This window comes from Tibeticola sediminis, assembly GCF_003843835.1.
GTDB classification, from domain to species: Bacteria; Pseudomonadota; Gammaproteobacteria; order Burkholderiales; family Burkholderiaceae_C; genus Tibeticola; species Tibeticola sediminis.
In genome coordinates, this window is sequence record NZ_RKQL01000001.1 from 682596 (window position 1) to 701385 (window position 18790).

The 18790-nt window shown below is 65.4% G+C and carries 18 protein-coding genes and 2 tRNA genes; 11 read left to right on the forward strand and 9 right to left on the reverse strand.

Annotation, left to right across the window (positions count from 1 at the left end):
* Positions 1-7: 7 nt before the first annotated feature.
* The 5 genes from EDC62_RS03200 to hrcA form a co-directional block, all read right to left on the reverse strand.
* Positions 8-799, reverse strand: a complete 792-nt coding sequence (locus EDC62_RS03200; protein WP_425469945.1) for a polysaccharide deacetylase family protein — start codon at positions 797-799, stop codon at positions 8-10.
* Positions 800-875: 76 nt separating this feature from the next.
* Positions 876-1868: a YVTN family beta-propeller repeat protein gene (locus tag EDC62_RS03205; RefSeq protein WP_124220371.1), complete on the reverse strand. Its 993-nt coding sequence runs from the start codon at positions 1866-1868 to the stop codon at positions 876-878.
* A 136-nt stretch (positions 1869-2004) separates the two neighbouring features.
* Complete coding sequence (locus tag EDC62_RS03210) at positions 2005-2751, reverse strand: pseudouridine synthase (protein WP_124220373.1); 747 nt, start codon at positions 2749-2751, stop codon at positions 2005-2007.
* Positions 2752-2848: 97 nt separating this feature from the next.
* A tRNA-Ile gene (locus tag EDC62_RS03215) sits at positions 2849-2925 on the reverse strand.
* Positions 2926-2967: 42 nt separating this feature from the next.
* Positions 2968-4014 carry a heat-inducible transcriptional repressor HrcA gene (hrcA, locus tag EDC62_RS03220; protein ID WP_124220375.1) on the reverse strand — a complete coding sequence of 349 codons (1047 nt, stop codon included), beginning with the start codon at positions 4012-4014 and terminating at the stop codon, positions 2968-2970.
* A gap of 41 nt (positions 4015-4055) precedes the next feature.
* On the opposite strand from hrcA, the gene EDC62_RS03225 reads away from it, so the two are divergent.
* The 3 genes from EDC62_RS03225 (at position 4056) to rapZ (ending at position 7647) form a co-directional block, all read left to right on the forward strand.
* Positions 4056-4955 carry an NAD kinase gene (locus tag EDC62_RS03225; RefSeq protein WP_124220377.1) on the forward strand — a complete coding sequence of 300 codons (900 nt, stop codon included), beginning with the start codon at positions 4056-4058 and terminating at the stop codon, positions 4953-4955.
* Between the two features lie 2 nt (positions 4956-4957).
* Complete coding sequence (recN, locus tag EDC62_RS03230) at positions 4958-6637, forward strand: DNA repair protein RecN (protein WP_124220379.1); 1680 nt, start codon at positions 4958-4960, stop codon at positions 6635-6637.
* A gap of 143 nt (positions 6638-6780) precedes the next feature.
* Positions 6781-7647, forward strand: coding sequence for an RNase adapter RapZ (gene rapZ, locus EDC62_RS03235; protein WP_425469940.1), 867 nt, complete (start codon positions 6781-6783; stop codon positions 7645-7647).
* On the opposite strand, the gene mutY is transcribed toward rapZ, so the two are convergent.
* The 3 genes from mutY to mutM all read right to left on the reverse strand — a co-directional run bounded on the left by mutY (position 7579) and on the right by mutM (position 11558).
* Positions 7579-8688: an A/G-specific adenine glycosylase gene (mutY, locus tag EDC62_RS03240; RefSeq protein ID WP_124220383.1), complete on the reverse strand. Its 1110-nt coding sequence runs from the start codon at positions 8686-8688 to the stop codon at positions 7579-7581. The two genes, rapZ and mutY, sit on opposite strands and share 69 nt — an antisense overlap.
* Positions 8685-10634, reverse strand: a complete 1950-nt coding sequence (locus tag EDC62_RS03245; RefSeq protein WP_124220385.1) for a dynamin family protein — start codon at positions 10632-10634, stop codon at positions 8685-8687. Before EDC62_RS03245 ends, mutY begins: the two co-directional genes overlap by 4 nt.
* A 108-nt stretch (positions 10635-10742) precedes the next feature.
* Complete coding sequence (mutM, locus tag EDC62_RS03250) at positions 10743-11558, reverse strand: bifunctional DNA-formamidopyrimidine glycosylase/DNA-(apurinic or apyrimidinic site) lyase (RefSeq protein ID WP_124220386.1); 816 nt, start codon at positions 11556-11558, stop codon at positions 10743-10745.
* A gap of 23 nt (positions 11559-11581) precedes the next feature.
* Between mutM and EDC62_RS03255 the strand changes: the two genes are divergently transcribed.
* The 7 genes from EDC62_RS03255 to pth all read left to right on the forward strand — a co-directional run bounded on the left by EDC62_RS03255 (position 11582) and on the right by pth (position 17272).
* Positions 11582-13309 (forward strand): tetratricopeptide repeat protein, encoded by a 1728-nt coding sequence (locus EDC62_RS03255; protein ID WP_124220388.1) that lies wholly within the window; start codon positions 11582-11584, stop codon positions 13307-13309.
* Entirely contained in the window at positions 13306-13812 is a 507-nt protein-coding gene (locus tag EDC62_RS03260; protein ID WP_124220390.1) for a lipoprotein insertase outer membrane protein LolB, read from the forward strand. Before EDC62_RS03255 ends, EDC62_RS03260 begins: the two co-directional genes overlap by 4 nt.
* Complete coding sequence (ispE, locus tag EDC62_RS03265) at positions 13809-14654, forward strand: 4-(cytidine 5'-diphospho)-2-C-methyl-D-erythritol kinase (protein WP_124220392.1); 846 nt, start codon at positions 13809-13811, stop codon at positions 14652-14654. Before EDC62_RS03260 ends, ispE begins: the two co-directional genes overlap by 4 nt.
* Before the next feature lie 33 nt (positions 14655-14687).
* Positions 14688-14764: transfer RNA gene (locus EDC62_RS03270), tRNA-Gln, on the forward strand.
* Between the two features lie 63 nt (positions 14765-14827).
* Positions 14828-15805, forward strand: a complete 978-nt coding sequence (locus EDC62_RS03275) for a ribose-phosphate pyrophosphokinase (protein ID WP_124220394.1) — start codon at positions 14828-14830, stop codon at positions 15803-15805.
* Between the two features lie 95 nt (positions 15806-15900).
* The gene (locus EDC62_RS03280) at positions 15901-16530 is read left to right on the forward strand and encodes a 50S ribosomal protein L25/general stress protein Ctc (RefSeq protein ID WP_124220396.1); all 630 of its coding nucleotides are present in this window, start codon (positions 15901-15903) and stop codon (positions 16528-16530) included.
* A gap of 91 nt (positions 16531-16621) precedes the next feature.
* Complete coding sequence (pth, locus tag EDC62_RS03285) at positions 16622-17272, forward strand: aminoacyl-tRNA hydrolase (RefSeq protein ID WP_124220398.1); 651 nt, start codon at positions 16622-16624, stop codon at positions 17270-17272.
* A gap of 37 nt (positions 17273-17309) precedes the next feature.
* On the opposite strand, the gene EDC62_RS03290 is transcribed toward pth, so the two are convergent.
* Positions 17310-17597, reverse strand: coding sequence for a YfhL family 4Fe-4S dicluster ferredoxin (locus EDC62_RS03290; RefSeq protein WP_124220400.1), 288 nt, complete (start codon positions 17595-17597; stop codon positions 17310-17312).
* A gap of 137 nt (positions 17598-17734) precedes the next feature.
* Between EDC62_RS03290 and EDC62_RS03295 the strand changes: the two genes are divergently transcribed.
* Positions 17735-18592 carry a 3',5'-nucleoside bisphosphate phosphatase gene (locus tag EDC62_RS03295; protein WP_124220401.1) on the forward strand — a complete coding sequence of 286 codons (858 nt, stop codon included), beginning with the start codon at positions 17735-17737 and terminating at the stop codon, positions 18590-18592.
* Positions 18593-18790 lie beyond the last annotated feature (198 nt).

The window sequence follows — 18790 nt, forward strand, 5'->3', positions numbered from 1 at the left end:
GGCCGGCTCAGGTTTGATGCGCCGCAATCCAGGGCGCGTAGGCGGGGTGTTCGCGCAGCGTCGCAAAGCGCAGGCCCCGGGCCCGGAGGCCCACGATCAAAGGCTCGAGCACCTCGGGCGCCCAGGGAACGCGGCGCGACCAGATGCCCAGGTGGGCAAGCAGGATGTCGCCCGCTCGCACGTCACGCAGCGCCTGGGCGAGCAAGCGGTCGTTCGGATAGGTCTCGCTCGGCAGTTCATCACCAAGAAAACCGGCGCTCGACCAGCCCACATGCGCCCAGCCGCCCGCGCGGGCCGCCGCCAGCAAGGCGGGTGAATGCTTGCCGCCTGGCGCGCGCCACAGCGGCAGCGGCGCCACGCCCGTGATCTCACGCAACCGATCGGCGGCGCGGGCGATGTTGGACCGATAGGCGTCCGCAGTCCAGATGCGCTCGCGCCCGGCCTCGGGGCCGGCGGTAGGGCGCACACGGAACCGCGGCTCACCCGCACCGTCCGGCACGTCCCCACGCCAATACGCGTGGTCGTAGGTGTGCGAGGCGAACGCATGGCCTTCTTTGCCGCGCTCGGCCCACCAAGGAGCCCAATGCGCGCCGAGGCTGCCGTCTCCGACTTGCGTGGGCTCGTTGGCCGCGAAAAACGTCACAAGCACGTCCTGGCGGCGCAACACCTCAGCCACAAAGGGCGCAATGGCCATGTGACCGGTGTCGAAGCTGAGGTAGATCGGCTCGGCGGCCGCTGCGCTGGCATTTTTTGAGGCTTTTATCCCGTTTGCCAGCGCCAAATGCTGCGGTGCCGCTATTGAAAGTGAAGCAAAGAGCCCGCCGATGCGCGCCAGCGCCCAGCGGCGCGGCACCGAGGCGCCACCCGTCGGCGCTTCACTGCCGCGGCACATGGTCGAGCGTCCAGACGCCGTGCGGCGACTTGCCCACGGGGATCTGCTGCACCACCTTACGGCTCGCGAGGTCGATGATGGTGAGCTTCTTCGCCCAGCGCGAGGCGACGAACAGCCGCTTGCCGTCGGCCGAAATGTCCATGTCGTCCGGGCCGGAGGGTGCGGGGAAGCGGTCCACCACCTCGAGCGTCAGGTAGTCGATCTTGCTGATGCTGTTGGCGACGCGGTTGCTCACGAAGACATGGCGGCCGTCACCCGCAGCGCGAAACGAGTGCGCGCCTAGCCCCGTGAGCAGCTTTTTCACCAGATGCGGTGCCGGGCCGCTCACGTCGTAGACCTCCACGCCATCGCCGCCGGTCAGCCCCACGAGCAGCAGCCGATCACCCGGCACGCCAAACACGTCGGCCGGCAGGGCGCCGGTCTTGATGCGCCATTTGAGCGTCTGCGTGGCGAGGTCGATGGCCACGAGTTCGTCGCTGTCCTGCATGGTCGAATAGACCGTGGTGCTCTTGCTGTCGATCCAGAGGTGGCTGGGCGTTTTGCCGGTCGGGATCCGCTTGACGAGCGTGAGTTCGCTGCCGTTCCAGCGGTAGAGATCGACATGGTTGAGCCGGTTCGCCGCGGTCACGAACCATTTCATGTCGGGCGAGAAGCGCAGGTGGTAAGGATCGAGAATGGCCGTGACGGTGCGCTGCACTTCAGCCGTGCGCGGGTCGATGAAGGTCAGCGAATCACCCAGCGCATTGGCCACGATGACCGACTTTTCATCGGGCGTCAGATAGAGGTGATGCGGCTCCTTGCCGGTTGGGATGCGCTTGATCTCACGGCCCTGCTCCGGATCGATGACGCTCACCGTGCCGTCGAGTGAATTGAGGACGAACAACGGCATGCCTGCGGTGGCCACGCCCGAAACGGCCAACAACAGGCCTGCGAACCAGAAACGGAGCACAAAGAACTTCAAGATCGGCACTTTCATGGGGAACTAAATAGTGTATCGGCGCCGCGACGCGCGGCCGGCCGTGAACAAGCGATTCCCGGCCGCGAGCTGGCTATGAACACTTCAAATTCAAGAGCGCCTGATGAGGCTTTGACGCGGGCAAGTAGCGATCCTGTTACTTTTTTCCGCCAGGCGCCAGATAACCGACCCGGCGCAGGTCATCGGCGTCGAGCCAGCGCCACTGACCGGGTGGCAAGTCCTCGGGCAGTGCCAGATCCCCGATGCGCGAGCGGTGCAAGGCCTCAACCCGGTTGCCGACCGCCGCCACCATGCGCTTGACCTGGTGGTACTTACCCTCGGTCAGCGTGAGCCGCAGCGTGTTTGTGCCGGTCGCCTCGCAAGCCGCTGCGCGCACCGGCTGCGGGTCGTCGTCGAGCACCACGCCCGCGAGCAAGCGCTGCACCTGCGTCGCATCGACCGGGTGCTTGGCCGTGACCTCGTAGACCTTGGGCACGTGGTGGCGCGGGGAACTCAAGCGGTGGATGAACTGCCCGTCATCGGAAAGCAGCAGCGCGCCGGTGGTGTCCTGATCGAGCCGCCCGACCGCCTGTACGCCCTGCAGCGCGGCCCCCTTGACCGGCCGCTGGCGCAGCGGCGCGGGCAGCAGGGTGTAGATGCTCGGCCAAGCCGAGGGCTTATGCGAACACTCATAGCCCGCGGGCTTGTGCAGCAGCACGTAAGCCCGCGCCCGGTAGACCCAGCGCTGCCCTTGCACCTCGAACACCAAGCCCTCGGGGTCGAGCTCCGTGCCCGGCTCGGGCATCGCGACCCCTGGCACCCGTACCCACCCATGCTGGATCAGCCCGGCACAGATGCGGCGCGTGCCAAAGCCTTGGGTGTAGAGAATGTCGTCGAGGCGCATGCGGAGGGTGGGAGGTGGCGCTGGCGGCCCTGGCGGCGCCAGCAGCGCCACGGTCGCTCGGCGCGTGACCCAAGGACACGTCGGAAAGCGGGGAGAGTGGTAGGCCGTGCAGGGCTCGAACCTGCGACCCAGGGATTATGAGTCCCCTGCTCTGACCAACTGAGCTAACGGCCCGTGGCTTCGATTGTAGGCGGGCGCTCGACGCTCGCTCGCCGCTCAATCGCCACCCTGGCTCAGCGCCTGGCCGAGCAAACGGGACGTGATGTCGACGATCTGGATCATGCGGTCGTAGGGCATGCGGGTCGGCCCGATCACGCCGAGCGTTCCGACGACCGAGCCATCGACCTCGTACGGAGCGCTGACGATCGAAAGCTCCTCCACCGGCACCATCTGGCTCTCTCCCCCGATGAAGATCCGAATGCCATCGGCCTGGCTGCTCACGTCGAGCAAACGCATGAGTTGGGTCTTCTGCTCGAACAGATCGAATGCGCGCCGAAGCTGATCGAGGTCACTCGAAAAGTCGTCCACGGACAAGAGGTTGCGTTCGCCGGCGATGACGACCGCCTCCTGGGCGTCATTGAGCGCTTCGCTGCCGACCTGCACGGCGGCTTGCATCAACGCGGCGATTTCACCCTGCAAGGTCCGCACCTCATCTTTGAGCTTCTCGCGCACCTGCTCGAGCGCCATGCCAGCGTAATTGGCATTGAGGTAATTCGATGCCTCGGTGAGCTGCGAGGTCGTGAAATCGGTCTGAGTGCTGATGACGCGGTTTTGCACATCTCCCTCGGGCGACACGATGATCACGAGCAAGCGCTGCGCGGAGAGCCGAAGAAACTCGATATGCCTGAAGACCGATGGCCGACGCGGCGCCATGACCACGCCCACGAAATGCGACAGGTTGGACAGCAGATGCGCCGCGTTGGAAATCACCTTCTGCGGCTGGTCCGGGATGAGGCGCGACTCGAGCTCGGCAGCCGGCAGACTGAGCGCGCTGCGCCTGACCGTCAACAAGGTGTCGACGAAAAACCGGTACCCTTTGGCCGTTGGTACCCGCCCCGCCGAGGTGTGCGGACTCGCGATGAGGCCGAGTTCCTCGAGGTCGGCCATGACGTTGCGGATCGTGGCCGCCGAGAGCTCCAAACCGCTGGCCTTGGAAAGGGTCCGCGATCCGACCGGCTGTCCTTCGGCGATGTAACGCTCAACCAGCGTGCGCAGCAAAATCTTGGCGCGCTCGTCGAGTTGTGGAATGGTTTCACCCAGCATGAGTCTCTGAGCCCGATGAATTTGATGATGTAATTTGCCACATGCGATCTATCTTCCACCATGTCGCGCTCATCGGCAAATATCAGGCTACGGGCCCGTCCGGGGCTCAGGCCGGATCGCTGCGATCGGCCCTGGAAGCGATTGCCCACTTTCTGCATGAAAACGGCTGCGAGGTTTCGCTCGAGCACCAGACTGCGACGCACTCGGGCTTGAGCGGCTATGCAGCCCTCGACGTCGCCGAAATCGGCCGCCAGTGCGACCTGGGCTTGGTCGTCGGGGGCGATGGCACCATGCTCGGCATTGGGCGCCAGCTCGCGCGCTACGGCACCCCTTTGGTCGGGATCAACCACGGGCGACTGGGCTTCATCACCGATATTGCGCTGTCGAATTTCCGTGAGGTGCTCGGGCCCATGCTACGGGGGGAGTTCGAGGAAGATCCGCGCGCCCTCATGCAAGCTCGTGTGCTGCGCGATGGCCTGTGCGTGTTCGAAGCCCAGGCCATGAACGACGTCGTCGTGCACCGCGGCTCGGTCTCCGGCATGGTGGAGCTGCGCGTCGAAGTGGGCGGCCGTTTCGTCGCCAACCAACGGGCCGACGGGCTCATCATCGCAACCCCGACGGGCGCCACCGCCTACGCGCTCTCCGCCGGCGGACCGCTGCTGCACCCGTCGATCGCGGGCTGGGTGCTGGTGCCGATTGCGCCGCACACCCTCTCCAACCGGCCCATCGTACTGCCCGACGACCAGGAGGTCGCCATCGAAATCGTCTCCGGTCGGGACGCCAGCGCGAATTTCGACATGCAGTCCCTGGCCTCGCTGCTGCATGGCGACCGCATCACCGTTCAACGCTCCGAATACCGCGTGCGCTTCCTGCATCCGCGCGGCTGGAGCTACTTCGACACCCTGCGGCGCAAGCTGCATTGGAACGAAGGGGGTTCCTGAACGTGGCTCTCCGAAGCATTCATCTGCGCAACTTCGTCATCGTCGAGGAGGTCGCCCTCGAGTTCGAGGCGGGCTTCACGGCCCTGACGGGAGAAACGGGCGCAGGCAAATCCATCCTGATCGACGCGCTGCAGCTGCTGCTCGGCGACCGCGCCGACGCATCGGTCGTCCGCGAAGGTGCAGACCGCGCCGAACTCAGCGCCGAATTCGACTCGACCCCCGCTCTGGCGGCCTGGTTGAACGACAACGGCTTCGATGCCGACGACACCATCCTCCTTCGGCGCACCATCGATCGGCAAGGACGCAGTCGCGCCTGGATCAATGGCACACCCGCCACCACCAGCCAGCTGCGCGCCCTCGGCGAATCCCTGATCGACATTCATGGTCAGCACGCCTGGCAAAGCCTGACCCGCGCCAGCGCCATCCGTGCGCTGCTCGACGCCTACGCCGGAGCCGACACCGCCCAAGTCGCTGACCGCTGGCAACAATGGCAAAGCGCCCAACGCGCGCTGGCAAGCGCCGAGTCCGCACAGGAGACGCTCGCCCGCGAACGAGAGCGTCTCGACTGGCAACTGAGCGAAATCGAGCGACTCGCGCCGGGCGAAGACGAGTGGTCGGAACTCAACGCGAGCCACAGCCGGCTCGCCCATGCCCAGGCGCTCATCGATGCGGCGGCCTTGGCGGCGCAGAGCCTCGCGCCCGAAGACGACGTGCCCGGCGCCATCGACTCGCTGGCTCGGGCGCATCATGCGCTCCTGGAACAAGCATCGATCGAGCCCGAATTTGCGGCGATCGCCGACATCCTCGCCCAGGCACTCGCCCAGGCCGAGGACGCGCTGCACAGCCTCAACGGCTACCTGCGCAAGACCAGCGTCGACCCCGAGCGACTCGCGTTGCTCGATGCCCGACTCGCACTCTGGTTGTCGCTGGCCCGCCGCTACAAGTCCCCCCCTGAGGACCTGCCGGCGCTGCGCACGCGCTGGCTCCAAGAGCGCGCCGAACTCGAGGCCGCGGCCGACCTCGATGCGCTTCGCAAGGCCGAGCGCGCGGCCGCGGCGGCCTACCAGGAAGCCGCACTGGAACTCTCCCAGCAGCGTCGTGCCGCCGCGCCCCGTCTTGCCGAACAAGTCACCCGCCGGATGCAATCCCTCGGCATGGAAGGCGGCCGCTTCGAGGTTGAGATCCGCCCCCTCGAGACGCCCGCCAGCTCCGGTATCGACGATGTCGTCTTCCTCGTCGCGGGCCATGCCGGCAGTGCGCCCAAGCCGGTCGCCAAGGTCGCCTCTGGCGGTGAACTCTCGCGGCTCTCGCTCGCCATCGCCGTCACCACGAGCGAACTGGGCGCTGCGCCCACGCTGATCTTCGACGAAATCGACGCGGGCATCGGTGGGGTCGTGGGTGACGCCGTCGGGCGCCTGATGCAAACCCTCGGCCGACACCGGCAAGTGCTGGCGGTCACGCACCTGCCGCAAGTGGCCGCCCATGCCCACCATCACCTCCGTGTCGCCAAGCGCTCTGGCGCGGACGGCCGCACGATCAGCTCCGTCGAAACGCTCAATGCCACACAGCGGGTCGAGGAAGTCGCGCGCATGTTGGGCTCGGACGCGGGCAGTCGCACCTCGATCGCCCATGCGCAAGACCTGCTGGAGCGGGCCGCACGCGCCGAAGTGATCGCACCATGAGCGCCGCACCCAGTCGGTCCCTCGAACACTCGGGCGTCCCGCCGCAAGGAAATGACCCTGCGCAGCCTTCGCCTGACACACCCGCAGCGGCTACACCCACCGCGGATTCGCCGGACGCCTCGACGAAACCAGCGCCCCCCCCGTTGAACCTGGTCTTGATCACGGGTCTGTCTGGCTCCGGAAAGTCGGTAGCGCTACATGCACTCGAGGACGCTGGGTATTTCTGCGTCGACAACCTGCCGCCGGAGCTGATCGGCCCTTTCATCGCCCTGGAGCAACGCCACGCGGCGAGCCGGGTTGCCATCGCCATCGATGCGCGCAGCGCGGACTCCCTCTCAGTCGTTCCCGATGAACTCGCACGCCTGCGCGCACAGGGGCTGAACGTGCAGCCGCTGTTCCTCGACGCTACCACCGACACCCTCGTTCGGCGTTATTCCGAAACCCGCCGCCGCCACCCGCTGTCCAAGCCGGAGATCGCCGACCAACACCGGGCCCTGGTCGAAGCCATCGAGCTCGAACGCCGGTTGCTGTCCGATCTGCGCGAAATTGCGCCCGTCATCGACACCAGCCTGATGCGCGCTGCGCAATTGCGCAGCTACGTGCGCGACCTGGTCGCCGCGCCCGCCACCTTGCTGACACTCGTGTTCGAGTCCTTTGCCTTCAAGCGCGGGGTTCCGGTCGATGCGGATTACGTCTTCGACGTGCGCATGCTGCCCAACCCGCATTACGAGCCGGAGCTCAAGCCACTGACCGGCAAAGACGCAGCCGTTGCCGAATTCCTGGCACAAAAAGAGTCTGTGGCGGCGATGGAACGCGACATCACCCGCTTCCTCGACGCTTGGCTCGAACCCTTGAGCGACAGCCACCGCAGCTATGTCACCGTCGCCATCGGCTGCACCGGTGGACAACACCGCTCGGTCTATTTGGTCGAGCGCTTGGCGCTACGGTATCGCGGCCGCTGGCCGACGCTCGTGCGGCATCGCGAGATCGACGCTGCGGCTCCGGGCTGAATCTTGAAGCCAGACCCGGATCGGTGCGGGTAAGCCCAAACGCTCCCATTGCGCGGGCAAATACCAGTCGGCGCCATCCAGAAACTGAGGCGCGCCCGGCGGAACCAAACACCAGCGCACCGGCTGCAGCGTCAAGTCGAGATGCGTGAGTCGGTGCACCCGCGGCGATTCGGTCTGCCCGGCACCGGTCAAACCCCAGCCGCGGTGCGCCGCGTCGCGCAGCGCGTCGAGGGAGTCAAACGCCGGCAAGCAATGCAGCCCGCCCCAAATCCCGCGCGCGGGTCGGCGCTGCAACAGGGTGGCACCGTCTGGGCGCTCCAGCCACAGCAACCAAAGCTGCCGACTCTGCCGCGCCAGTGCCAGACGGCGCATCGGCAGCCGCTCGGGCTCCCCGGAAGCATAGGCCCGACAATCGCCAGCCAACGGGCATGCCGCACACCGTGGTCGCCGCGGGGTACAGATCATGGCCCCGAGGTCCATCAGGCCCTGGGTGTATCGGGGCATCGAAGTCGGCTCTTCGATCGGGACGAGCGTCTGCGCCCGCTGCCAAAGCGCGTCGACGTTGCGCGCCTTCGACAAATCGGCATCGAAACCGAGGTGGCGCGTCAGTAGCCTGCGCACATTGCCATCGAGGATGGAGACAGGCTCATGGAAACAAAAACTCGCAATGGCCGCCGCGGTCGAGCGACCGATGCCCGGCAGCCGCTCGAGTTCCGCCGCGCAGGTCGGAAAGCGGCCGCCATGAACCGCACAAACGACTTGCGCGCAGCGGTGCAAGGAGCGCGCCCGGCTGTAGTAGCCCAAGCCACTCCAAAGGCCGAGAACCTCGTCGATCGGTGCCTCGGCTAGGCTCTGAACATCGGGAAAACGGGCGAGAAAGCGCGGGTAATACCGCAGGACCGTCGCAACCTGCGTCTGCTGGAGCATGATCTCCGACAGCCAAACCCGATACGGGTCGGCGCTCTGTTGCCAGGGCAGGCCGGAGCGTCCTTCCCGTTGCTGCCACTCGACCACCCGACTTGCAAAACTCGCCAGCGTCATGCCGCGCGCGCCATGGGCTCGCCCGTAGCCGTTGGCGCCAGCACGAACGCCACTTCCTCGAACACGCGCTCGCGCAGGCGGTCCATCTCGCTGCGCCGCTCGCTGATCTCGCGCAATCGATCATCCAGGCCGCCTGCGGCATTTTCGATGCGCTCGACCGCCTCGCGCCGCCGCTGAAACGCCTTGCGCCGTTCTTTGAGCTGGGCGTCGAGTTGCGCGGTCGCCGCCTTGCTCCAAAGTTCGATGTCGGTCTGCAGGGCTTCGAAGATCGCTCGCACCCGGGCCGCGAGAGCGCGCATCAGCTGCTCCGCAAAAACCGCGCGCGCCAGGCGGATCGCCTGTCCGAGACCCAGGTATTGACGATGGGCCTGCTCGATGGCGTCGAGCTCGCGCAGCACCGCCGAAACATCGACCGCCTCGGCCGCTTGCAGGCTGAAGCCGAACTCGGCGTTGAGCTGCGAAAACGTGGCGCTCAACATGCCCTGCAGTTCCAGGTTCTGCTCCTGAACCTGGGTCAAAACCGAACGCAAGCGGTCGAAGGTCGCACGGAAGGTTTCGCCCAGGTGGAGCTTGAACCCGGGCTGCGCCAACTGGGCCCGAAGCTGGGCCATCTCGCGTTTGAGTGTCGAGGTACTCAGCAGATCCAGCATCTCGGTCTGCCGTTTCAGGTGTACCGACCGCAGCGCGTGGATCCGTGCGGCACTGGCTTTGAACTCCGTCTCTTCCTGGGCGATGCGCGCACGCATTTGCCGGATGACAGCCTCATTCTTGCCGCGAAGCGAGGCAAGTTCATGGTACTGCTCGGTGAGCTCACGCTGTCTTTGCTCGACCGTTCGCATGACGAGTTGCTGCACCTCATCGAGCCCCTTGCGAACCGAGGCCCGAAGCACCTCCTGCCGGCGGCCCAGGACTTCATCGGCCAACATACGCTCGAGCCGTGGCAACCCGCTGGCCTGCAGCAGCGCTTCGTTGTGGGTGAGCTTGGCCAACAAGCCTTTCTGCGCCGAAATGGCGAGCACGCGCGAGGGTTCGAGCTGTAAAACCTCAGCCACAGACCGACGCTGAGCCTCGACCTGCTCGGCGATCACGGCCGGCGCGCTGATGCCATCCCAGAGCACGTCCACCTTGTTGAGCACCACCAGGCGGCTTGCCGCTTCGGCCGGACGACCGCCGAGCGATTGCTGCCAGATCGCCAGATCCGAACGCGTCACACCCGCATCGGCCGCCAGCAGAAACACCACCGCGTGCGCTTGCGGCAGCAGACTCAAGGTCAGATCCGGCTCGGCTCCGATGGCGTTGAGCCCTGGCGTGTCGAGCACGACCAAGCCCTGCTCCAACAAAGGGTGCGGCAGGTTCACCCAGGCATGGCGCCAACGGGGAATGAGCACTTGCCCCGCACGGTCGACTGCCAGAGCTTCCTGATCCGCGTCCCCCAGAAAACCCAGGGCACGCGCCTGCGCCTCGGAGACCGCGACCGTTTCGGTGACCCTCGCCAGCGCCTGAGCGAGCCGCTCAGGGTCCGTTGCATCGAGCGCGACCTCGACCCAGGCCTCAGGCCGCTCGCGCCATTGCGCCAGCGCTGCCGGATCACTGCGTGTTTCGACGGGCAAGAGCCTCAGCGTCGGCGGCACGGCTGGGTCGTAGCCGATTTCCGTCGGGCACATGGTCGTGCGGCCCGCGCTCGCCGGCATGATGCGCCGACCCTGCCCCGCGAAGAACAGCGCGTTGATGGTTTCCGACTTGCCGCGGGAAAACTCCGCGACGAAGGCCACCGTGATGCGGTCGGTATTCAGTTGCCGCTCCAGCAGCCGCAGACGCTCGCGGCTTCCATCCTCGAGCAAATCCTGATTTTCCAGCCAAGCTGCGAGGTGCTGCAGGCGCGTGTGCATTTTCAAGCGCCATTGCCTGTGCTGCCCCAACCCTGCATCGAACGTCGTATCGGTCACGCTGCCCTCCTGAACGGCAACGCCGAAGAGCCCCTCGAACTGCCCGGACGCGCAGCACGCAAGACTTCTTCAGCGTCGGCTTGACCCACTATAGCCGAGCGAGCCCGGTCATGTTTGACAGCGCGGGCAGTAAAACGTCGACCGCTGCCCCAGCACCACCGAGCGCACCGTGTGCCCGCAGCGTGGACAAGCTTGGCCCGCCCGTCCATACACCGCCGCTTCCTGCTGAAAGTGCCCAGGCTGCCCCTCGGCCGAAAGAAAGTCCCGCAAGGTGCTGCCCCCGGAATCGAGCGCCCGCTGCAGAACACGACGAATCGCGGCGTGCAGCCGCTCGGCGCGCAGGCGGGAGAGGCGGTGCGCGGGCGTCGTCGGCCTGATACCCGCCTCGAAAAGCGCCTCCGAAGCGTAAATATTGCCCACGCCCACGACCAAGTCGCCCGCCATCAAGGCCTGCTTGATCGTCGTGCGTCGCTGCCGCAAGCCGAGGTGGAATACGTGGGCGTCGAAATCGCCGCTCAAAGGCTCAGGCCCGAGGTGGCCGATGAGCTTACGCACCATCGGCGCATCGGGGCTTGCACCATAAACGACCGCCCCGAAACGGCGTGGGTCGTGCAAGCGCAAGACCCCGCCTTCGACCTGCAAGTCAAAGTGATCGTGGGGGCCGGCGGGAGGACTGCCCGTGTGAAAGGCAAGGCGACCCGACATGCCCAGATGCATCACGAGCACGCCTCCGCCGTCAAGGTCCACCAGCAGATATTTCGCGCGCCTGCGGACCGCGCCGATGACTTGCCCGATCAGTTCTTCGGCCGCAACGCCCAGCGGCCAGCGCAAGGGCTTGCCGAGCCGTACGCCGACGATGCGCCGACCCGCGAGCTTGGGAGCAATGCCGGCACGTGTGACTTCGACCTCGGGCAACTCGGGCATAGGGCTTCCATTATTATGGGGCGATGAAGCCTGCATTGTGTCTTGCGCTCGCGCTGTTGCTTCCCCTGAGCAACCCCGCCGTCTCGGCGCCGCCTGAACCCCCCGAGCCGCCCTATCGCTCGAGCCTCGACGCCCCACTGTTCTATCAAATCCTCCTCGGCGAGCTCTACCTGCGGGCCGGCGATGCTTCGACGGCCTACGCCTTGATGCTCGACGCTGCGCGCCGAACCCACGAGCCTCGGCTGTTCAAGCGCGCGGTCGACATTGCGCTCGAAGCCCGCGAGGGAGACGCTGCACTCGAAGCGGCCCGCGCGTGGCGCAAGGACCAGCCGCATTCACTCGCAGCCGGACGTCTGCTGCTTCAGCTGCTCGTCGCGCTCAACCGTATCGAAGAAACCGAACCGCTGCTGCGCGAATTGCTCGAAGACATCGCACCCTCGGAGCGGGCATCGGCCATTGCGTCGATCCCCGCCCTGTTTGCGAATGTGCGCAGCGGCCGCGATGCCGCGGAGCGGGTGACGCGGGCGCTGGCCGATGCCTTGCGCCAACCCGACACGGCCCCCGCGGCCCACGCGGCGATCGCCCGGCTGTGGCTACAGGCCGGCGATACCAGCGCGGCGCTCGAGGCAACGCGCCGCGCGCTCGATCACGATCCCCGCTCCGAAGCGGCGGCCCTGGTTGCGGCGGAGCTCGTCGGCCCCGAGCAGCCGACGGCTGAGGCCTTGGTCGAGCGCTATCTCTCTGCCGCTCAACCGCCATCGACCTCGGTCCTGCTGACCTACACCCAATCCCTGATCCGACAGGGCCGGCGAGCCGAGGCGATGCAATGGCTCGAACGGGCCACGCGAGAGGCACCCCAACAAGCGCAGGCCTGGCTCGCGCTGGGGCTTTTGCAAGCCGACGAAGGTCTGGTCCGCGCGGCACATGCGTCGCTTGAGCGCTATCTCGCGCTGACGGAAGCCGAAGCCGCGCGGCACCCGGGCGGCAGAAACACGGCCCTCATGGCGCTGGCGCGCCTGGCCTTGCGTTCGGGACAGATCGAGGAGGCCCAGCGCTGGGTCGCTCAGCTCCCGGAAGACGCCGAGTCCTTGCAACCCGTGACGCTCAAGGCGAGCCTGCTCGCTGCACAGGGCAAGCTGGACGAAGCGCGCCGCCTGATCCAGTCCTGGCCGGCGGCTTCGGCCGAGCAAGAAGTCGCGCGCCTGATGGCCGAAGTACGGCTGCTCCAAGACCATGGTCAGCCGGCCGAGGCATTCCGCCTGCTCGAAGAAGGGGTCAACCGCTGGCCAGACGATCCGGATTTGCGCTACGAGTTGGCCCTGGCCGCTGAACGGCGCGGCGACCTGGCGCGCATGGAACGGGAACTGCGAACCCTCATCGAGCGTCACCCGCGGTTTCACCATGCGTACAACGCCTTGGGTTATTCGATGGCCGAGCGCAACGTGAATCTCGACGAAGCGCGCCAGCTCATCCTCAAAGCGCTCGAATTTGCACCCAAGGATCCGTTGATTCTGGACAGCCTCGGTTGGGTCGAGTACCGCTTGGGCAACCTGAGTCGTGCGCGCGAAATTCTCGAAGGCGCTTTCACCGCGATGCCCGACGCCGAGATTGCCGCACATCTCGGCGAGGTGCTGTGGGCCTTGGGCGACCGTGAACAGGCGCGTCGGGTGTGGGAGGCGGGTGCACGGATCAACCCGAACAACGCCACGATCACGGCAACGCGCAAACGCCTGACGGGCGAAAAGCCATGAAGCGGCGCTGCTGGCTGTTGGCCGCCGGCGGGATGCTGCTGGTCGGCTGCGCGACGACGCCCCGGCCAGACACCATCCAGCCAGCACTCGGGCGCCACAACCATTGGCAAGGCCGATTCGCGCTGCGCGTGGACGATGGCCAGGATCAGGCGTTCTATGCGCCGTTCGAACTTCATGGCAACATGCAAGAAGCTTGGCTCCGGCTCTACAGTCCGATCGGTACCGTGCTGGCCGAACTGCGCTGGGGCCCCGGGGGGGCGCAACTCAACCGAGACGGTCGCATCGAACTCTATGATTCGCCCGAGTCGATGAGTGAGGCGCTGCTCGGAACCCGCATTCCGTTTGCGGCCTGGTTTGATTGGCTCGATGGCATCCCGACCGAGGCGCCTGGTTGGGCCGTCGACTTGGCCAATTACCCGATGGGTCGGCTGCATGCGGTGCGCACGGATCCCCAGCCCTCTGTCGATCTGCGCATCATCCTGGAAGACGCTCGCTCGTCATGAGAGCCCTCTTCGACATCCCGGCGCCGGCAAAACTCAACCTGTTTTTGCACATCACCGGCCGCCGGCCCGACGGTTACCACTTGCTCCAGTCGGCCTTCATGCTGATCGACTGGTGTGACCGCTTGCACTTCGAGACGCGTCACGACGGCCAGATCACTCGGCGCGACATCGGCGCGGCGCTACCCGCCGAGGACCTGGTCGTGCGCGCAGCACGCGCGCTGCAGCAACGAACCGGATGCGCTCTCGGCGCCGAGATCACGCTCGAAAAGCGCATTCCGACCCAGGCTGGCCTCGGCGGAGGCTCGTCCGACGCGGCCAGCACGCTGCTCGCCCTCAATCGCCTCTGGGGCCTGAACCTGCCGCTGGCGGCGCTGATGCGCATCGGCTTGGACCTGGGCGCCGACGTGCCGTTCTTCCTCGGTGGACGGCACGCATGGGTGGAAGGCATCGGCGAGGTCCTCCAGCCGATCTCACTCGAAGCCGAGCGTTTCGTGGTGGTCAAACCGCGCGGTGGGCTCAGCACCGCCCGCGTCTTTGGCTCGGACAGCCTCAAACGGGACTTTTTTCCTGCTACAATGGCGGTCTTTGCAGATGACCCCTACCGTTATGGTTGCAATGCTTTGCAAGACGTCGCGGTTGGTCAGTGCCCGGAAATTGCGCGTGCGATCGAGTGGCTTCAATCACTTGGCCTTGCGGCTAGAATGACGGGCTCAGGCAGTGCGGTTTTCGCACCCTTGGGTGCGATCGAAGCGGTTCCTGAACCGCCCGAGCCGTGGGAAGTGAAAATCTGCAAGAATTTGGTGGCTCATCCGCTGCTCGGTTGGGCTGCCAGCGACGATTGAAGGTGGGCTGAATTCAGTTCAGCAAACCTGCGTAGGGGAGTCGCCAAGTTGGTTAAGGCACCGGATTTTGATTCCGGCATGCGAGGGTTCGAGTCCTTCCTCCCCTGCCAAAACCCTGTCTCGTTGTGGCGCAACGCCATTCTCTGACGTCCGTTTCGACTGCTGGAAACCGCATGCAAGCCCCCCACGCACCCGACTTCATGGTGTTTACCGGCAATGCCAACCCCGGACTTGCCGCCGAAATCACGCAACATCTGGGAACGGGTCTGGGCGCCGCCCATGTCGGACGTTTCTCGGACGGCGAGATCATGGTCGAGATCAAGCAAAACGTCCGCGCTCGAGATGTGTTCGTGGTGCAGTCGACCTGCTCGCCGACGAACGACAACCTGATGGAATTGCTGATCATGGTCGACGCGCTCAAGCGCGCATCGGCCGAGCGCATTAGCGCCGTCATTCCCTATTTTGGCTACGCGCGTCAAGACCGCCGCCCGCGTTCGAGCCGGGTTCCCATCACCGCCAAGGTGGTGGCCAACATGCTGCAAAAGGTGGGTGTGGCCCGGGTTTTGACGATGGACCTGCACGCCGACCAGATCCAAGGCTTTTTCGACATTCCGGTCGACAACATCTATGCCTCGCCCGTGCTGCTCGGCGATCTGCGTCAAAAGCGTTATTCGGATCTGATCGTCGTCTCGCCCGACGTCGGCGGGGTCGTCCGTGCACGTGCGCTGGCCAAACAACTCGATTGCGACCTTGCCATCATCGACAAACGTCGGCCACGTCCGAACGTGAGCGAGGTCATGCATGTCATCGGCGACATTGAAGGGCGCAACTGCGTCGTCATGGACGACATGATCGATACCGCAGGCACCTTGGTCAAAGCCGCCGAGGTGCTCAAGGCGCGGGGTGCCAAGAACGTTTACGCGTATTGCACGCATCCGATTTTTTCCGGCCCCGCGATCGAGCGCATCGCCCGGGGTGAGGCGCTCGATGAAGTCGTGGTCACGAACACGATTCCGCTGAGCGAAGCGGCGCAGAATTGCCCAAAAATCCGGCAGCTTTCCGTCGCGCCGCTGATCGCTGAGACGATTCAGCGCATCGCAACCGGCGAATCGGTCATGAGTTTGTTCTCGGATCAGGACAACCTGTTCTGATCGAGGCATCGGTGGGTCTGCGGCCAGCTTGGGTCGCGGGCCTTTTTTGTCATGGGGTCACACTGGTCGCGGTGGACTCCAATCAGGAGTGAAGCATGAAATTCGTCGCTTATGAGCGTCAAAAGCAGGGAACGGGTGCGAGCCGCCGTCTGCGCATCACCGGCCGTACGCCGGGCATCGTCTATGGAGGCAATGCTGAGCCTCAGCTGATCGAGCTCGATCACAACGCGTTGATGCAGGCCATCCGCAAGGAAGCCTTCCATTCCTCGATCCTCGAGATGGAACTCAACGGTCAGACCACGAAGGTGCTGCTGCGCGACCTTCAAATGCACCCGTTCAAGCCGCTCGTCCTGCATGTGGACTTCCAACGCGTCGACGCCAATACCCGGCTGCACATGAAGGTGCCGGTCCACTACCGGGGCGAAGAAGAGTCGCCAGCCGTCAAGACCGACAAGTGCTTGGTGAATCACGTCGTGACCGAACTCGACATCACCTGCCTGCCGGCCGATCTGCCCGAATTCATCGAGATCGACCTCTCGGGTCTGAAGAAGGGCGACTCGCTGCACCTCAACGACATCACCCTGCCCAAGGGCGTCAAGGTCGTCACGCACGGCAAGCCCAACCCGGTTCTCGTTTCCGTGGTTGCTCCGGCCGAGGAAGAAGAGATCGCCCCCGCTCCTGCCGCCGCTGCTCCTGAAAAGGGCAAGGGCAAAGGCAAGAAGTAAGCCTCACGGCTCCCAGTCGGATGAAAACGGCCCCTAAGTGGGCCGTTTTGCTTATCCCCCAAACGAATCACGCCCCGAACACCACCCGATCATGGTCAAGCTTTTCGTCGGCCTCGGCAATCCCGGACCCGAATACTCGGAAACCCGCCACAACGCTGGGTTTTGGTGGATCGACGCCCTCGCCCGCCAGACCGGCGTCACACTTGCGCCCGAGCGCGGGTTTCAAGCCCTGGTCGGGCGCGGGAACGCGCAGGGGCGACCGTTTTGGCTGATGCAGCCGCAGACCTTCATGAATCACTCAGGGCGTGCGGTTGCGGCGCTGGCGCGGTTCTACAAGATCGAGCCGGCTGAAATCCTCGTGGTTCACGACGAATTGGATCTGCCACCGGGTCAGGTCAAGCTGAAATTCGGCGGCGGCCACGCGGGGCACAATGGCCTGCGCGACATCCACGCTCAACTCGGAAGCCCCGACTATTGGCGACTGCGCATCGGCATTGGGCATCCGGGCGAGCGCAGCGAGGTCGTCGGCTGGGTGCTCAAACGCCCGCCGCAGGATCAGCGGGCGGCCATCGAAGCATCGATCGAACGCGCGCTCAAGGCATTTCCCATGTTGCTGCGCGACGAGATGGACGCAGCAAGGCTCGTCATCCACACCGCCACGGCACCGCGCCCAAAAGCGCCGGCCGCCGCTCGTCCGCTCCCACCCAATGATGCAGACCCCAAGGCGCCTGCGCAGCCATGAGCCGCGTGGCGGCTGTCGCCACGATTCGGTCTGATTTTTATAGCACTGGAGGCCGATTTTTCGCCGGCAAAGCGCTGTTTTCGGCCTGAAGTCGACGGAATTTCTGCCACAGGGTCTCGCGACTCTCGATCCGGGATGGATCGACCGGGATGCAGGCAACCGGGCAAAGCGCGACGCACTGGGGCTCGTCGTAGTGGCCCACGCATTCGGTGCAACGGTTGCCATCGATCTCATAGTGCTCGACACCGAGAAAAATGGCTTGGTTCGGGCACTCGGGCTCGCAGACATCACAGTTGATGCACTCATCGGTGATGGTCAAGGCCATGAGCGGGCTCCGAAACGTTCGTGTGGGGGCAAAGTGACGCCTCGGGATTATCCGCCCCTAAGGCAAGCCCCCGACGTCGATGGGCCGATTGCGGCGCGCGGCGGCCGCGCCCCTTCGGGATGCTCTACCATCACCTCATGCCCCACCCGCTCAATGCCGACCTGCACTGCCATTCGACCGTTTCCGACGGAACGCTGTCCCCGGAAGCGCTTGCCGAGCGCGCCAAGGTCCGCGGGGTGGAGCTTTGGGCGCTGACCGACCATGACGAAATCGGCGGGCAGGAGCGCGCAGCGGCTGCGGCTCATGCGCTGGCCTTGCCTTATTTGACTGGCGTCGAGATCTCGGTCAGCTTTGCCGGCAAGACCGTCCACATCGTAGGACTGGGCTTCGATCCACGCAACGACATGCTGCGCCATGGACTGGAGCAGACGCGCGGAGGTCGCGGTCAGCGGGCGCGCGAGATGGCCGACCAGCTGGCCCGAGCGGGCATCGTCGGCGCCTATGAGGGCGCGCTGAAGTATGTGGGCAACCCGGAGTTGATTTCGCGCACGCACTTTGCCCGATACCTGGTCGAAGCCGGCGTGTGTGCCGACACGAACGAGGTCTTTCGCCGCTTCCTCACCGAAGGCAAGCCCGGCTTCGTGCCGCATCGCTGGGCAAGCCTCCACGACGCGGTGCAATGGATCGTCGGTGCCGGGGGCATGGCGGTGATCGCGCACCCGGCACGTTACGGTTTCACGCCGAACGAGGAATACGCTCTTTTCCTGGAATTCAAAGGGCACGGCGGCCAAGGCGTCGAGGTCGTGACCGGCAGCCACACGGCCGCCGAAGCGCAAACCTACGCAGCGATGGCTCGTGAGTTCGGTCTGCTGGCCTCGCGCGGCAGCGATTTCCACAGCCCCACCGAAAGCCGTCTCGATCTTGGCGCCCTCGACCCCTTGCCTGAAGGGCTGACTCCGGTCTGGGAAGCTCTGGCCGACCGCGTCCTGCACTGAACCTAAATCCGGCAGTTGACCGCTTCTCGCGAAAAGCAAGGTGTTGATGTTTCAGCAATTTTCGGTGTGGAGGCCTTTCACCGTTTGGGTGGGCGCGCCCAACTGCCGGATTTAGGCTGAACACCTGCGGCAACGCTGAACCCGTCGCTCGTGGGCAGCCTCGGCCCCGGCGTTGTCGGGCCGACGCGTACACTCGAC

Excerpts from the sequence above, each read along its gene's own strand:
- EDC62_RS03205 (WP_124220371.1), bottom strand. The coding sequence starts at position 1,868 with ATGAAAGTGCCGATCTTGAAGTTCTTTGTGCTCCGTTTCTGGTTCGCA.
- EDC62_RS03225 (WP_124220377.1), top strand. The coding sequence starts at position 4,056 with ATGCGATCTATCTTCCACCATGTCGCGCTCATCGGCAAATATCAGGCT.
- hrcA (WP_124220375.1), bottom strand. The coding sequence starts at position 4,014 with ATGCTGGGTGAAACCATTCCACAACTCGACGAGCGCGCCAAGATTTTG.
- EDC62_RS03255 (WP_124220388.1), top strand. The coding sequence starts at position 11,582 with ATGAAGCCTGCATTGTGTCTTGCGCTCGCGCTGTTGCTTCCCCTGAGC.
- mutM (WP_124220386.1), bottom strand. The coding sequence starts at position 11,558 with ATGCCCGAGTTGCCCGAGGTCGAAGTCACACGTGCCGGCATTGCTCCC.
- EDC62_RS03280 (WP_124220396.1), top strand. The coding sequence starts at position 15,901 with ATGAAATTCGTCGCTTATGAGCGTCAAAAGCAGGGAACGGGTGCGAGC.
- EDC62_RS03295 (WP_124220401.1), top strand. The coding sequence starts at position 17,735 with ATGCCCCACCCGCTCAATGCCGACCTGCACTGCCATTCGACCGTTTCC.
- EDC62_RS03275 (WP_124220394.1), top strand. The coding sequence starts at position 14,828 with ATGCAAGCCCCCCACGCACCCGACTTCATGGTGTTTACCGGCAATGCC.
- pth (WP_124220398.1), top strand. The coding sequence starts at position 16,622 with ATGGTCAAGCTTTTCGTCGGCCTCGGCAATCCCGGACCCGAATACTCG.
- EDC62_RS03210 (WP_124220373.1), bottom strand. The coding sequence starts at position 2,751 with ATGCGCCTCGACGACATTCTCTACACCCAAGGCTTTGGCACGCGCCGC.
- ispE (WP_124220392.1), top strand. The coding sequence starts at position 13,809 with ATGAGAGCCCTCTTCGACATCCCGGCGCCGGCAAAACTCAACCTGTTT.
- mutY (WP_124220383.1), bottom strand. The coding sequence starts at position 8,688 with ATGACGCTGGCGAGTTTTGCAAGTCGGGTGGTCGAGTGGCAGCAACGG.
- EDC62_RS03260 (WP_124220390.1), top strand. The coding sequence starts at position 13,306 with ATGAAGCGGCGCTGCTGGCTGTTGGCCGCCGGCGGGATGCTGCTGGTC.
- EDC62_RS03290 (WP_124220400.1), bottom strand. The coding sequence starts at position 17,597 with ATGGCCTTGACCATCACCGATGAGTGCATCAACTGTGATGTCTGCGAG.